This window comes from Limnohabitans sp. JirII-31, from assembly GCF_002778315.1.
Classification (GTDB): Bacteria; Pseudomonadota; Gammaproteobacteria; order Burkholderiales; family Burkholderiaceae_C; genus Limnohabitans.
The window spans coordinates 48920-61866 of record NZ_NESA01000011.1 but is presented as its reverse complement, the minus strand read 5'-3'; the positions used below and the strand labels follow the sequence as shown (position 1 = coordinate 61866).

The window sequence follows — 12947 nt, the reverse complement described above, 5'->3', positions numbered from 1 at the left end:
GCGAGCATTCTAGCAAGGCTAATTACCCCTAGAGCGGCCCAGCATGGTTCGCATATCTTGAAGAGAAACCGAACTTTTCTCGCTCATTTTGAGCTTGGGTACGGGCTTGAGGGCATGGCCGTAAATCACCTCCACGGTCAACGTCAAGCGCCCTCCTTGGTCGGGTTTGGCCAGCGCCAGCAAAGCCTGCTCAAGCTGACGGCGCCACGCACGCCCGCGCAAACCCGCAAAGCGCGCGCCATGCAGGTTGCGGCCCAGTTGACGCAGCTCTGACAACAACGCGGCCGCATTGGCATACGTGAGCGTGAGGTGCTCCATGTCCATCACAGGCTCCGCAAAACCAGCCGCCACCAGCATGTCCCCCCAATCGTGCATGTCAGTGAATGCATGGCTAGGTGCTGGCCAACCTTGCTGTTGGTACACCGCATGCAATTCACGCAAAGTGTCCGGTCCAAGACAAGAGAACATCAAAAAGCCGTCCACCGCCAAGGTTTGGTGCCACTCGCGCAACAAAACCTGAGGCTGCGCAGACAGATGCAGCGCCATGTTGGCCCACACCATGTCTGCATCGGCCAAAGGACGTTGCGCGAAAGACAGCGCCCGAGGCTTGAGCCAGCGACGCCACCAAGGTGCTTGCAAGGCGCGCTGCGTGAGCGCCAAGCGCGTCTGATCGGGCTCGACCACATGGCAGCGCGCCTGGGGGTAACGCGCACGCACCAGCGCATGCGTTGCCAAACCACCACTCAATGGCATCCAGTCGATCCAAGCCTGAGGTTGCAAACGAATCCATTCCAACCGGTCTTGCATGCGCCTTGCCACCTCTTCATTCAGCCAGGGCGATTGCGCATGAGGCCACGCATTCCAGCGTGCACTGGCAATTGCGTCAAGGGTGGGGGGGCGCTCAGAAGATGGGATGTCGGACATGAGGCAAGAAGTATATTGAGCCCATGTCACTGATCGCAGATGCAAGGCTTTTCGCGCAACAGCATGGGCTCTTGCCCAAGCGCTGGCCGAGCCTGTGCCGTATTTGCCAGGCATGGCCCAGTCAACCCATTTGCGAAGACTGCGTGCAACGCTTCGCCCAGCCCGTGGCACGTTGCAACACCTGCGCGCAAAGACTGGAGACCCCACTTTGCATGGCCTGCCAACACACGCCACCGCCACTCGACGTTTGCCTGTGCGCAGTGGACTACGCTTACCCATGGGTCAACGCCATCGCACACTTCAAATTCCAAGCCGACCCAGGCTTGGGCCGGCACTTGGCCGACTTGCTACGCCACACCCCTTGGGTCGAACCCGCCCTGGAAACAGCAGACCGCGTGATCCCTATGCCTTTGTCTGCCCAGCGTCTGCGCGAGCGTGGCTTCAACCAAGCCCATGAACTGGCACGCCACCTTGCCCCAAACAAAACCGATGCCCACACCCTGCTGCGACACGAACACAAAAGACATCAAGTGGGGCAAGGTCGGGCAGAGCGACTGGCCAACATCAGCGGCAGTTTTTGGGTACACCCCGAGCACTTGCAAGCCTTGCGTGGTGAACGCGTGCTGGTGGTGGACGATGTCATGACCACTGGCGCCTCTTTGTTTGAAGCTGCACGCGCATTGCGCGCAGCAGGCGCTGCACACATCACGGGCCTGGTGTTTGCCCGTACCCCCGCAAAGCCCACGCAAGAACTGTCCTGATCCCTTGCGCAAAAGGTTCTTGCAGGACAATCCGCACATGTTCAATATTGTTCTGGTCCACCCCGAAATTCCCCCCAACACGGGCAACGTCATCCGGCTCGCCGCCAACACAGGCTGCGCCTTGCACCTGATTGAGCCACTGGGGTTTTCGATGGAAGACAAACACATGCGCCGCGCTGGCCTGGACTACCACGAGTACGCCCCCGTGCATCGTCATGCCAGTTGGGCGCAGTTTTTAGATGCCCAACAGCCAGACCCCACACGCATGTTTGCGCTCACCACCAAAGGCTCTGGCGCTGCACATGACGTGTCGTATCAGCCAGGCGACTGGTTTGTCTTTGGCTCAGAAACCAGTGGTCTGCCACCTGATGTGCGCGACAGCTTCGCAGCCGCACAACGACTGCGTCTGCCCATGCGCGAAGGCCAGCGCAGCTTGAACCTGTCCAATGCTGTGGCAGTGCTGGTCTTCGAAGCCTGGCGACAAAACCAGTTTGCTATGCATACCAGCGCGTGAGTGACTCTGCCACACACACCGGTTTGTCCGCGCCCTCGCGCTCAATGGTCGTCACCCATGTGAGCTGCATGCCGTTGCCCTCTAGCGGGTCGCACGACTTGAGCACCAAGCGCGCGCGCAAGCGGCTGTTGACGGGCACTGGCGCCGTGAAGCGCACCTTGTTCAAACCGTAATTCACCCCCAAACGCACACCGCGTATCTGGAACGCCGTGGCGCACAGCTTGGGTAGCAACGAGAGCGTGAGAAACCCATGTGCAATCGTTGCACCAAAGGGGCCTGACTGGGCACGCTCTTCGTCCACATGAATCCACTGCTCATCGCCCGTGGCTTTGGCAAATTGGTTGATTTGTTCTTGGGTCACCGTCAGCCAATCACCGAGCAACTCGCCCTGCCCGACCCAGGCCTGCACCTGCTGCAACGAATCAAATACCTTCATCGCTCACCTTTCTTCAATGCAAAGCGTCCCACATCAGCTTGCTACCGGTCAGCAGCATACCCAGATGCACCATTTGGTAAAACAACTTGGGCTCAATACGCCGGGCAATCCGCACACCAGACCACACGCCCACAGGGACCAAAGGCATCAGCACCAGTGCCGTGCACAAGTTGCGCCAATCGAGCAAGCCCAAGGCCGCGTATGGCACCCACTTGGCAAAATTCATGAAGAAAAAATACACCGACAACGTGGCAGCAAACTTGACCGGGTCCAGACGCATGGGCAACAAATACGCGTTCACGGGTGGCGCGCCCGTGTGCGCAATGAAACTGGTGAAGCCAGACAAGGTGGTCAATATCGCTCCCAGCCAGCGCGGCGGCGCGTGCCCCTGTGCAGCGGGAGGAAACAACACGCGCTGCGCCAAAAACAGCAGGGTGAAAAAGCCCACCAAACCCGCGACCCAGTGGGTCTCCAACAGGCTAAATGACAGATACCCCACCAGCGTGCCCACCAAACCCCAAGGCACTAAAAACTTGAGCAAGGACAGATCAAAGTCACGCCGATACGCCGCAATACCCAGCACATCGATCACAAACAACAGGGGCATCAAAATGGCTGCCGCTTGAGGCACCGTCACCGCCATGGCCATCAAGGGCACAGCCAATGAACCAAACCCTGCGCCAAATCCACTTTTGCTGATGCCCACCAACACCACAGCGGGAGCGGCCACCACATAAAAGAAAGGGTCGGTGATCAGGTAATCGGTCAGCACATCATTCCAAGCTGCGTGGTGCCCGACTGGCCTCGTTGTTGGCATCCACCAACACCTTGAGCATGCGCAAAAACTCATCGCGTTGCGCTTCAGGCAGAGGACTCAGGATGCGTTGTTGCGTTCTGAGCACGGCATCGCTCACATCGGCCAGCAGTTGTTGACCCTCGGGTGTGACACGCAGCAAACGGGCACGGCGGTCTTCAGGTGACACCTGTCTTGCGACCCAGCCACGCGCCTCCAGCCGATCCACCACCCCGCCAATGGTGGAGGTGTCAAACCCAATGCCAGAAGCCAAGGTACGCTGGTCCATGCCCGGTTGAGCCATCACGGCATTCAAAGCGGCAAATTGCACCGGCGTGAGTCCAAACGCCTGGGTTTCGTCCATGAACACGCCCACAGCAATTTGCTGCAAACGACGGATGTAATGACCGGGCAACTCAGACAGAGGTAACGACGAAGGCACAGAAGATGGCATAGCGCGAGAAACAGAGCCTTATCAGCACAGGAACAAGAATTGCCAAAGATGCTATCACCAGGACCAGCGCGCCCTGCATGGCCCATTGACCCTTGCGCCAAGGCATATGGATATAGCCAGACGTTAGAAGGCCTCACCTACACTAGCGCCTTGATTTAAAAAGCTTTTATTTGTCATGAGTGCATTCCACGAAGAAGAAGTGTTGACGGTTCATCACTGGACCGACCGCTTGTTCAGCTTCACCACCACGCGCGACACCGCGCTGCGTTTCTCCAACGGCCACTTCACCATGATCGGCCTGCGCGTCAACAACAAACCCCTGCTGCGCGCCTACAGCATCGTCAGCCCCAACTACGAGGAGCACCTGGAGTTCTTGAGCATCAAGGTGCAAGACGGCCCCCTCACCTCGCGTCTACAACACATCCAGGTGGGCGACAAAATCATCGTCGGACGCAAGCCCACGGGCACGCTGCTGATTGACTATTTGTTGCCCGGTAAAAACTTGTACCTGCTCTCTACCGGCACCGGCATGGCACCGTTCTTGAGCGTCATCCGCGACCCCGACACGTATGAGCGTTTTGACAAAGTGATCTTGGTGCACGGCGTGCGCGAGGTCAAAGAGCTGGCCTACCACGACCACCTCACACAAGAGCTGCCCCAGCACGAGTTCCTGGGCGAGATGGTGCGTGAGAAATTTCTGTACTACCCCACGGTCACGCGTGAGCCATTCAAAAACCAGGGCCGTCTGACCGACGCCATCGAGAGCGGCAAATTGTTCAGCGACCTGGGGCTGCCGGCCTTCAACCCCACGGACGACCGCGTGATGATTTGTGGCAGCCCACAAATGCTCAAGGATTTGAAGCACATACTCGAAGAGCGTGGCTTCAAAGAGGGCAACACCACCAAGCCCGGCGACTTTGTGATCGAGCGCGCGTTCGCCGAGCAGTGAACGCTGCGTGGGCTCAGCCGTGAATCGGCAAGCCCACCAACTGCGCCAGCTCGTCGCGTGACAAACCATCCACCGCATCGATCAGGCGCAGCCCTTGGGGCGTGACTTCGAGCGTGGCCAAATCGGTGTAAATGCGCTTGACGCAAGCCAAGCCCGTGACCGGGTAGCTGCACGCGCGCACCACTTTGCTGGCACCTTGCTTGGTCAACAAATCCATCATCACCCAGGTTTGTTTAGCGCCAATCGCCAAGTCCATGGCCCCACCCACAGCGGGAATGGCACCTGGCTCACCGGTGTGCCAATTGGCCAAATCTCCCTGTTCGCTGACCTGAAAAGCGCCCAGCACACAAATGTCCAAGTGCCCACCACGCATCATCGAAAAACTGTCCGCGTGGTGAAAAAACGCGCCGCCAGGCATCAAGGTCACGGGTTGTTTGCCCGCGTTGATCAAGTCGTAATCTTCTTGACCCGCAGCAGGCGCAGGGCCCATGCCCAAGATGCCGTTCTCGCTGTGCAAAATCACTTCCAAGCCTTGGGGCAAGTGGTTGGCCACTTGGGTGGGCATGCCAATGCCCAAATTCACATAAGCGCCATCGGGAATGTCTTGGGCCACACGGGCCGCCATTTGGTCTTTGGTTTTTCGGGTGTAGGCCATCTCATGCCTCCTTCTTGAAACCACCACCTTGGGTGGCCACACGTGGCACTTGCACCACGTGGCTGACAAAAATACCGGGCGTCACAATGCTCTCGGGGTCTAAGCTGCCGAGTTCCACCACCTCGTGCACCGACGCAATGGTGCACTTGGCAGCAGTGGCCATCACTGGCCCAAAATTGCGTGCAGCCTTGCGGTAGGTCAGGTTGCCCCAACGGTCGCCTCGCTCGGCCTTGATCAAGGCAATGTCGGCATGGATAGGGTGCTCCAGCACATACATGCGGCCATTGATTTCGCGGGTCTCTTTGGGGGAACCATCGCTGTGTTTGGCCAACTCGGTGCCAAAACCTGTGGGCGTGAAGAACGCGCCAATGCCAGCCCCTGCGGCACGAATGCGCTCCGCCAAGTTACCTTGCGGCACCAGCTCCAACGCCAACTTGCCCGAACGGTACAAGCCGTCAAACACATAGCTGTCTGCCTGACGAGGGAAGCTGCAAATCACTTTGCGTACACAGCCAGTTTGCAGCAAAGCGGCCAAACCGCTTTCGCCATTGCCTGCGTTGTTGTTGACCACCGTCAGGCCCTGCACGTGGCGCTCGCGCACCACGGCAATCAAGCCATCGATCAATTCATCGGGAATCCCTGCGGTACCAAACCCACCAATCAACAAGGTTTGGTTGTCTCGCAAACCTTGCAATGCATGGGCCACCGAAGGTGCAATTTTGTTGATCATGCCAATCGCCCTGCTGTTTTAAACACGCTCAACGATCATGGCGATGCCTTGACCCACGCCAATGCACATGGTGCACAAGGCATAACGACCACCGGTGCGGTGCAACTGGTTGATGGCGGTCGTCACCAAGCGCGCGCCACTTGCGCCCAAGGGGTGACCCAAGGCAATCGCCCCGCCGTTGGGGTTCACACGCGGGTCATCGTCTTGCAAGCCCAACTGGCGCAGCACCGCCAAGCCCTGCGCAGCAAACGCTTCGTTGAGCTCAATCACATCCAAATCCGCCAGCGTCAAACCCGTCAATGCCAACACTTTTTGTGTCGCAGGTGCCGGGCCAATGCCCATGATGCGCGGTGGCACACCCGCTGTGGCCATGCCCACCACGCGGGCTTTGGGCGTCAGTCCTTGCTGGGCCGCAGTTTTCTCATCGGCCAACAACACCGCGCACGCGCCGTCATTCACGCCACTGGCGTTGCCGGCTGTCACCGTGCCATCAGGGCGCACCACTGGCTTGAGTTTGGCCAACGACTCTAGGCTGGTCGCACGTGGGTGCTCGTCTTGGCTCACCACCACGGCATCGCCCTTTTTCTGAGGGATGGTGACAGGGCAAATTTCAGCATCAAAGTAGCCTGCCTTTTGCGCAGCCACGGCCTTCATCTGGCTGGCCAGCGCCATGCGGTCTTGGGCTTCACGCTCGATCTTGAAATCGGTGGCCACGTTCTCTGCCGTCTCAGGCATCGAGTCCACGCCATACTTTTCTTTTATCAACTTGTTGATGAAGCGCCAGCCAATCGTGGTGTCGTACACCGCATTGCTGCGGCTGAATGCACTCTCGGCCTTGGGCATCACAAAGGGCGAACGGCTCATGCTCTCCACACCGCCAGCAATCATCAGCGTGGCCTCGCCCGCCTTGATGGCCCGCGCGGCAGTCCCAATGGCGTCCATGCCCGAACCGCACAAACGGTTGATGGTGGCGCCTGGCAATTCCAGGGGCAGCCCCGCCAGCAAACTGGCCATGTGGCCCACGTTGCGGTTGTCCTCACCGGCTTGGTTGACACAGCCATAAATCAAGTCGGTCACAGCCAACCAATCCACGTTGGGATTGCGTGCCATCAAGGCTTTGAGCGGAATAGCGCCCAGATCATCCGTGCGCACGGACGACAAAGCGCCACCGTAACGGCCAAAAGGGGTGCGGATGGCATCGCAAATGAAGGCTTGGTTCATGGTCTTCCTCAAATGAAACTTGTGTAACCGGTAAATGTATCAAGCCGCGCACCACCCCACGCCAAACCGGGCGCCTGAGTGACAATGCTGGGCATGTTTGAACCCAGTCAAGCCGACGTTCGGCGCTTTTTTTGTTCGGTCTATGCCAAGTGGCGCAACGCACAGCCCATGGACGCGCTAGAGACCTTGGCCAGCCAATGGGTGGCCGAGCACCCCGAATACCATGCCGACTTCGCCGATGAAGCCGCAGCGCTGGAGCGCATGTACGAGGTGAAAGACGGCAAGGTCAACCCGTTCTTGCACCTGTCCATGCATTTGTCGGTCAGTGAACAATGCTCCATCGACCAGCCGCGTGGCATCCGACAGGCCGTCGAGCTACTGGCCGCTAGACGCGACTCGCTGCACGATGCACACCATGAAACCATGGAGGCCCTGGGCCAAATGATCTGGGAAAGCCAGCGCAGCGGACGCCCCCCCGATGGCCAGGCCTACATGGATGCCGTCCAACGACGCGCCACCCGCGATTGACCTCCGTCACTGACACCACCCAAAGCCTGCTTGGCGCGCTCGCTGGCCTGCGCGTGGTCGATCTGACCGGCGTGGTTCTGGGCCCCTATGCCACCCAAATCTTGGGCGACTACGGCGCTGACGTGATCAAAATTGAGCCCCCCGGGGGCGACATCATGCGCCAGGCGGGTCCGATGAAACATCTGGGCATGGGCCACATCTTCATCAACACCAACCGCAACAAACGCTCTGTCGTGCTGGACTTGCGCCAAGCCGAACAACGCGAGGCCTTGCTGGCCCTGTGTGACACCGCCGATGTGCTGACCTACAACATCCGCCCCGCCTCTATGGCACGTTTGGGGCTGTCGTTTGAAGCCTTGCATGCACGCAACCCGCGCTTGGTCGTGTGTGGTGCTTACGGGTATAGCGAAGGCGGACCCTATTCAGACTGGCCGGCCTACGACGATTTGATCCAGGGCGCAGCCTGCATTCCGTGGCTCATGACCCAAAGCGGCAGCCACGAGCCGCGCTATGTACCAGCCACCTTTGCCGACCGTGTGACCGGACTCCACATGGTGCATGCGGTGCTGGCAGCAGTCATCGCGCGCTACCGCACAGGCGTGGGACAGCATGTGGAAGTCCCCATGTTCGAATGCCTGCTGCAGTTTGTACTGGGCGAACATTTGGGTGGCGAAACTTGGCAGCCCCCCATCGCCCCCATGGGCCACTCGCGCATGCTCGCCGCCAACCGCAAGCCCTACGCAACCCAAGACGGTCACATCTGCGCCTTGATGTACACCGACAAGCATTGGCAGTCTTTTTTACGCTTGATCGGACAACCTGAGTTGTTCACCACCAACCCGCGCTTTGGCACTCAAAGCCAACGCATTGCCCACATTGATGCGCTGTATGACTTTGTGGGGGAACACATGCGCACACGCACCAGCGCGCAATGGTTGCAAGACTTGGCGCAACACGACATCCCAGTGATGCCCATGATGAAGCTCGATGACTTGCTGACCGACCCACACCTCACAGCCACCGAGGGATGGCTCGACATCCCGCACCCTCACGAAGGGCTGTTGCGCCAACTGCGCCCACCCGTGCGCATGACAAACACACCCACGGGCGTGTGGCGACCTGCGCCCACCTTGGGACAACACACGCAAGAAGTGCTGCGCGAAATCGGCCGTTGAACGCACCACCACACAGACGCAAAAAAGCCCGCATGCAGCGGGCTCTTTTGGCAGAAGAAACGTTCAGATCAACGGAACTTCGACTGAGGCACAGTTTTCAAATCGCCTTGTTGTGCCGACACATAGTTGGCCAGCTCTTTGAGTTCAGCATTGCTGAACTGCTTGGCCACACCACCCATCACGCCGTTGCCACGGCCCCAGGTCGCCGTACCTTCCACCTTGTAGGACTTCAAAGCCACAAACAAGTAATCGGCGTTTTGGCCAGCCAGCTTGGGGTAGCTCGGGTCAATCGGCTTGGCAAAGTTTTCACCATGGCACGAAGTACAAGCGCCCTTCTTCACCAACTCAGCCACATTGCCTTTGGGCTCAGTGGCTTTTTCAGGCAATACAGCACCTTCCACCACACCGTGGGTTGAGTAGTAAGCAGCCATATCGGCAATATCTTGGTCGCTCAAGCTGGTGGCAATGCTGCGCATGGTGGGGTGCTTGCGCTCGCCTTTTTTGTAGGCGTTCAAAGCAGAGGTGATGTACTTCACACCTTGGCCTGAAATTTTGGGGACTTTGTACACTTCAGGGAAGCTGGCTTGGTAGCCAATAATCCCGTGACAGCCAATGCACATGGCAATCTTTTTTTCGCCAGCTTTGGCGTCGCCTTTGAGCTCTTGAGCTTGGACTGAAAAGGTCGCAGCGGCGACAACGAAAGCAAACACGATTGAGAGAGACTTGTTCATAGTGCAGATGTCTTCGAGACAGATTGATAAAAGTCAACCGTTCATTATATAGAGCCAACTCACATGAAATTCACCGGCACCGACAACTACGTTGCAACGCAAGACCTGATGCTCGCCGTCAACGCGGCCATCACCCTTCAACGCCCCTTGCTGGTCAAAGGCGAACCCGGCACAGGCAAGACCATGCTGGCTGAAGAGGTCGCACAGGCCTTGGGCATGCCCCTGCTGCAATGGCACATCAAATCCACCACCAAGGCCCAACAAGGCCTCTACGAGTACGACGCAGTCAGTCGACTGCGCGACAGCCAAATGGCCGACCTGGATGGCGGCGCACGCGTCAAAGACATTCAAAACTACATCATCAAAGGCGTGCTGTGGCAGGCCTTCACCGCAGAGCAACCTGTGGCACTGCTGATTGATGAGATCGACAAAGCCGATATCGAATTCCCCAACGACTTGTTGCGCGAGATCGACCGCATGGAGTTTTATTGCTACGAAACCCGTGAACTGATCAAAGCCAAAAATCGTCCCTTGGTGTTCATCACTTCCAACAATGAGAAGGAACTGCCCGACGCTTTCTTGCGTCGCTGTTTCTTTCATTACATCAAGTTCCCGGATGCCGAAACCATGCGCCACATCGTGGCCGTGCACTTTCCACAGCTCAAACAAGAGCTGTTGAGTGTGGCCATGAAAACATTCTTTGACATTCGTAACCTGCCCGGCTTGAAGAAAAAACCATCCACCAGCGAATTGCTCGACTGGCTCAAACTGCTGGTTGCAGAAGACATTCCTCTCGAAGCCTTGCAAACCAAAGATGAGAAAGTGGCCATCCCACCGCTGGTGGGCGCTTTGCTCAAAAACGAACAAGACGTCACTCTGTTCGAAAAACTGGTGTTCATGCAAAGCCGCAACCGTTAAAGAGGAGCTGCCATGTTTGCCTCATTGATGGAAGGACTCAGCGACGCCGTGGGCTTTGTCGCGGGCGCGTTGCTGGGCTATGGCCTGGGCGTCACCTTGGGCCTGGACTTGTTTGCCGAAGGCTACGGCACAGGCAGCATCGTGGCCATTGTGTTGGTGGGCTTAGGGGGTGGCATGGGCTTGCAAGCCGCCCGTTACTTGCGCGCCCGACAAAACACACAAGACTGAACACCATGCTGATCGACTTCTTCTACACCCTGCGTGCCGCCAAGCTGCCCGTGTCTGTGAAGGAATTTCTCACCTTGCTGGAAGCGCTGCAAAAACAAGTCGTAGGCCCAGGCAGTGAGGCATGCAGCTTGGATGACTTTTATTTCTTGAGTCGTCTCACCCTGGTCAAAGACGAAAAGCATTACGACAAATTCGACCGAGCCTTTGGCGCCTACTTCAAAGGCGTGGACATGCTCACCGACTTCACCAAAAACGTCCCGCTCGACTGGCTTGAGAAAATTCTGCAAAAAGAACTCACGCCCGAGCAAAAAGCCGCCATCGAAAAAATGGGCTGGGACGAGTTGATGGAGACGCTCAAAAAACGTCTTGAAGAACAAAAAGAACGCCACGAAGGTGGCAACAAATGGATTGGCACCGGTGGCACCTCGCCCTTTGGCAACAGCGGCTACAACCCCCAAGGCATTCGCATCGGCGGCAAAGGTGGCAACAAGAGCGCTGTCAAAGTGTGGGACCAACGCGCCTACCAAGACTACGACGACACCCAAGAACTCGGCACCCGCAACATCAAAGTGGCACTGCGACGCTTGCGCCGTTTTGCCCGCGAAGGCTCGGCCGAAGAACTCGACTTGCCAGACACCATCCGCGCCACGGCAGCCAATGCGGGCTACCTCGACATCAAGATGGTGCCCGAGCGCCACAACAACGTGAAAGTGTTGTTGCTCATGGACGTGGGCGGCACCATGGACGAACACATTGCCCGCGTGGAAGAAATGTTTTCTGCCGCCAAAGCCGAGTTCAAGCACTTGGAGTTTTATTACTTCCACAACTGCGTGTACGACTTCATGTGGCGCAACAACAAACGCCGCTTTGCCGAAAAATTTGCCACCTGGGACATCCTGCGCAAATACAACAAAGACTACAAACTCATCTTCATTGGCGACGCCACCATGAGCCCGTATGAAATTGTCCAGCCCGGTGGCAGCGTGGAATACAACAACGAAGAAGCAGGTGCCGAATGGATTCAGCGCCTGACCCACGCCTTCCCCAAATACGCCTGGATCAACCCTGAACCACAAGGCGTCTGGCAATACCGCCAAAGCATCAGCATCATCCAGCAACTGGTGAGCAACCGCATGTACCCCATGACCCTCAAAGGTCTGGAAGACGCCATGCGCATGCTCAGCAAATAGCGCACATGCATTCTTGATAAAACCAACGGAGACAAGCATGAACGAAGAACACGCGCAAGAACCCACAACCACCCAACCCCAACTGCTGATTCCCCAACTCAAACCCTTGTATGACTGGGCTGAACCCTTCACCTGGTTGCTGATTCGCTTGACCGTGGGCCTGATGCTGTTGCCCCATGGCATCCCCAAACTTCTTGAAGGCGTGGAAGCCACCGCCGCCAAAGCCTTGACACGACGCGGCATCGAAGCCGCCGAGCCATTGGCCGTGGTGCTCATCTTGCTGGAAACCGTGGGTGGTTTGTGCGTGGCCCTGGGCTTGTTTACACGCTTTTTTGCGGCTGCCATCACCATTGAAATGGCCGTCATTGCCTACCACCACCTGCCCAAATTTGGCTGGACCGGCCCAGGCTACGAGTACCCACTGATGTGGGGCCTCATCATGCTGGCTGTTGCCTTGCGTGGCGGTGGCCCTTTCTCGATTGATCGCAGAATTGGCAAAGAACTCTGAGCTCTCTAGCAGCGGTGCACCAGCCTCCCTCTAAAATAAGGGTTGGCTGCCGCCGTAGTTCAATGGATAGAACGAGTGCCTCCTAAGCGCTAGATACAGGTTCGATTCCTGTCGGAGGCACCACTTATGACAACGACATGCTTACCACCACGCCGGGCAATTACGGTAATGTCGGCATTTTTAATAACTTCATCCATCAAGCTTTGAGGCTTTCACGGACTTGGGTGTCGCT

The 12947-nt window shown here is 57.6% G+C and carries 17 protein-coding genes and 1 tRNA gene; 10 read left to right on the top strand and 8 right to left on the bottom strand.

Annotated features, from left to right (window positions below; translation table 11 throughout):
• Positions 1-18: 18 nt before the first annotated feature.
• Positions 19-924 carry a methyltransferase domain-containing protein gene (locus tag B9Z41_RS13585; RefSeq protein ID WP_100147615.1) on the bottom strand — a complete coding sequence of 302 codons (906 nt, stop codon included), beginning with the start codon at positions 922-924 and terminating at the stop codon, positions 19-21.
• A gap of 23 nt (positions 925-947) precedes the next feature.
• On the opposite strand from B9Z41_RS13585, the gene B9Z41_RS13580 reads away from it, so the two are divergent.
• Positions 948-1685, top strand: coding sequence for a ComF family protein (locus B9Z41_RS13580; protein WP_100147614.1), 738 nt, complete (start codon positions 948-950; stop codon positions 1683-1685).
• A 37-nt stretch (positions 1686-1722) separates the two neighbouring features.
• On the top strand, positions 1723-2199 hold the full coding sequence (trmL, locus tag B9Z41_RS13575) for a tRNA (uridine(34)/cytosine(34)/5-carboxymethylaminomethyluridine(34)-2'-O)-methyltransferase TrmL (RefSeq protein ID WP_100147613.1): 477 nt from the start codon (positions 1723-1725) through the stop codon (positions 2197-2199).
• Here trmL and B9Z41_RS13570 read toward each other — a convergent pair.
• Genes B9Z41_RS13570 through B9Z41_RS13560 form a run of 3 tightly spaced genes read right to left on the bottom strand, consistent with a single transcriptional unit; the run spans position 2180 to position 3882 of the window.
• Positions 2180-2635, bottom strand: a complete 456-nt coding sequence (locus tag B9Z41_RS13570) for a MaoC family dehydratase (protein WP_100147612.1) — start codon at positions 2633-2635, stop codon at positions 2180-2182. The genes trmL and B9Z41_RS13570 overlap by 20 nt on opposite strands.
• A 13-nt stretch (positions 2636-2648) precedes the next feature.
• Entirely contained in the window at positions 2649-3404 is a 756-nt protein-coding gene (locus B9Z41_RS13565; protein ID WP_100147670.1) for a sulfite exporter TauE/SafE family protein, read from the bottom strand.
• Positions 3405-3408: 4 nt separating this feature from the next.
• The gene (locus B9Z41_RS13560; protein WP_100147611.1) at positions 3409-3882 is read right to left on the bottom strand and encodes a MarR family winged helix-turn-helix transcriptional regulator; all 474 of its coding nucleotides are present in this window, start codon (positions 3880-3882) and stop codon (positions 3409-3411) included.
• Positions 3883-4057: 175 nt separating this feature from the next.
• Between B9Z41_RS13560 and B9Z41_RS13555 the strand changes: the two genes are divergently transcribed.
• Complete coding sequence (locus tag B9Z41_RS13555; protein ID WP_100147610.1) at positions 4058-4831, top strand: ferredoxin--NADP reductase; 774 nt, start codon at positions 4058-4060, stop codon at positions 4829-4831.
• Positions 4832-4844: 13 nt separating this feature from the next.
• On the opposite strand, the gene B9Z41_RS13550 is transcribed toward B9Z41_RS13555, so the two are convergent.
• The 3 genes from B9Z41_RS13550 to pcaF are packed head-to-tail and all read right to left on the bottom strand — an operon-like array spanning position 4845 to position 7437.
• Positions 4845-5486 (bottom strand): 3-oxoacid CoA-transferase subunit B, encoded by a 642-nt coding sequence (locus tag B9Z41_RS13550; protein ID WP_100147609.1) that lies wholly within the window; start codon positions 5484-5486, stop codon positions 4845-4847.
• A gap of 1 nt (position 5487) precedes the next feature.
• Positions 5488-6216 carry a 3-oxoacid CoA-transferase subunit A gene (locus B9Z41_RS13545; RefSeq protein ID WP_100147608.1) on the bottom strand — a complete coding sequence of 243 codons (729 nt, stop codon included), beginning with the start codon at positions 6214-6216 and terminating at the stop codon, positions 5488-5490.
• 18 nt (positions 6217-6234) lie between these two features.
• On the bottom strand, positions 6235-7437 hold the full coding sequence (gene pcaF, locus B9Z41_RS13540) for a 3-oxoadipyl-CoA thiolase (protein WP_100147607.1): 1203 nt from the start codon (positions 7435-7437) through the stop codon (positions 6235-6237).
• 93 nt (positions 7438-7530) lie between these two features.
• Between pcaF and B9Z41_RS13535 the strand changes: the two genes are divergently transcribed.
• Complete coding sequence (locus tag B9Z41_RS13535) at positions 7531-7965, top strand: DUF1841 family protein (protein WP_100147669.1); 435 nt, start codon at positions 7531-7533, stop codon at positions 7963-7965.
• The gene (locus B9Z41_RS13530; RefSeq protein ID WP_158236182.1) at positions 7962-9140 is read left to right on the top strand and encodes a CaiB/BaiF CoA-transferase family protein; all 1179 of its coding nucleotides are present in this window, start codon (positions 7962-7964) and stop codon (positions 9138-9140) included. Before B9Z41_RS13535 ends, B9Z41_RS13530 begins: the two co-directional genes overlap by 4 nt.
• A gap of 68 nt (positions 9141-9208) precedes the next feature.
• Here B9Z41_RS13530 and B9Z41_RS13525 read toward each other — a convergent pair whose 3' ends face one another.
• Positions 9209-9871: a cytochrome c gene (locus tag B9Z41_RS13525; RefSeq protein WP_100147605.1), complete on the bottom strand. Its 663-nt coding sequence runs from the start codon at positions 9869-9871 to the stop codon at positions 9209-9211.
• A 63-nt stretch (positions 9872-9934) separates the two neighbouring features.
• Between B9Z41_RS13525 and B9Z41_RS13520 the strand changes: the two genes are divergently transcribed.
• From B9Z41_RS13520 to B9Z41_RS13500, 5 genes are all read left to right on the top strand, one after another.
• Positions 9935-10789, top strand: a complete 855-nt coding sequence (locus tag B9Z41_RS13520) for a MoxR family ATPase (protein WP_100147604.1) — start codon at positions 9935-9937, stop codon at positions 10787-10789.
• A gap of 12 nt (positions 10790-10801) precedes the next feature.
• On the top strand, positions 10802-11017 hold the full coding sequence (locus B9Z41_RS13515; RefSeq protein ID WP_100147603.1) for a hypothetical protein: 216 nt from the start codon (positions 10802-10804) through the stop codon (positions 11015-11017).
• Positions 11018-11022: 5 nt separating this feature from the next.
• Complete coding sequence (locus B9Z41_RS13510; RefSeq protein WP_100147602.1) at positions 11023-12207, top strand: VWA domain-containing protein; 1185 nt, start codon at positions 11023-11025, stop codon at positions 12205-12207.
• A 37-nt stretch (positions 12208-12244) separates the two neighbouring features.
• Positions 12245-12715: a DoxX family protein gene (locus B9Z41_RS13505; RefSeq protein ID WP_100147601.1), complete on the top strand. Its 471-nt coding sequence runs from the start codon at positions 12245-12247 to the stop codon at positions 12713-12715.
• Between the two features lie 48 nt (positions 12716-12763).
• Positions 12764-12838: transfer RNA gene (locus B9Z41_RS13500), tRNA-Arg, on the top strand.
• The last annotated feature ends 109 nt before the right edge of the window (positions 12839-12947 follow it).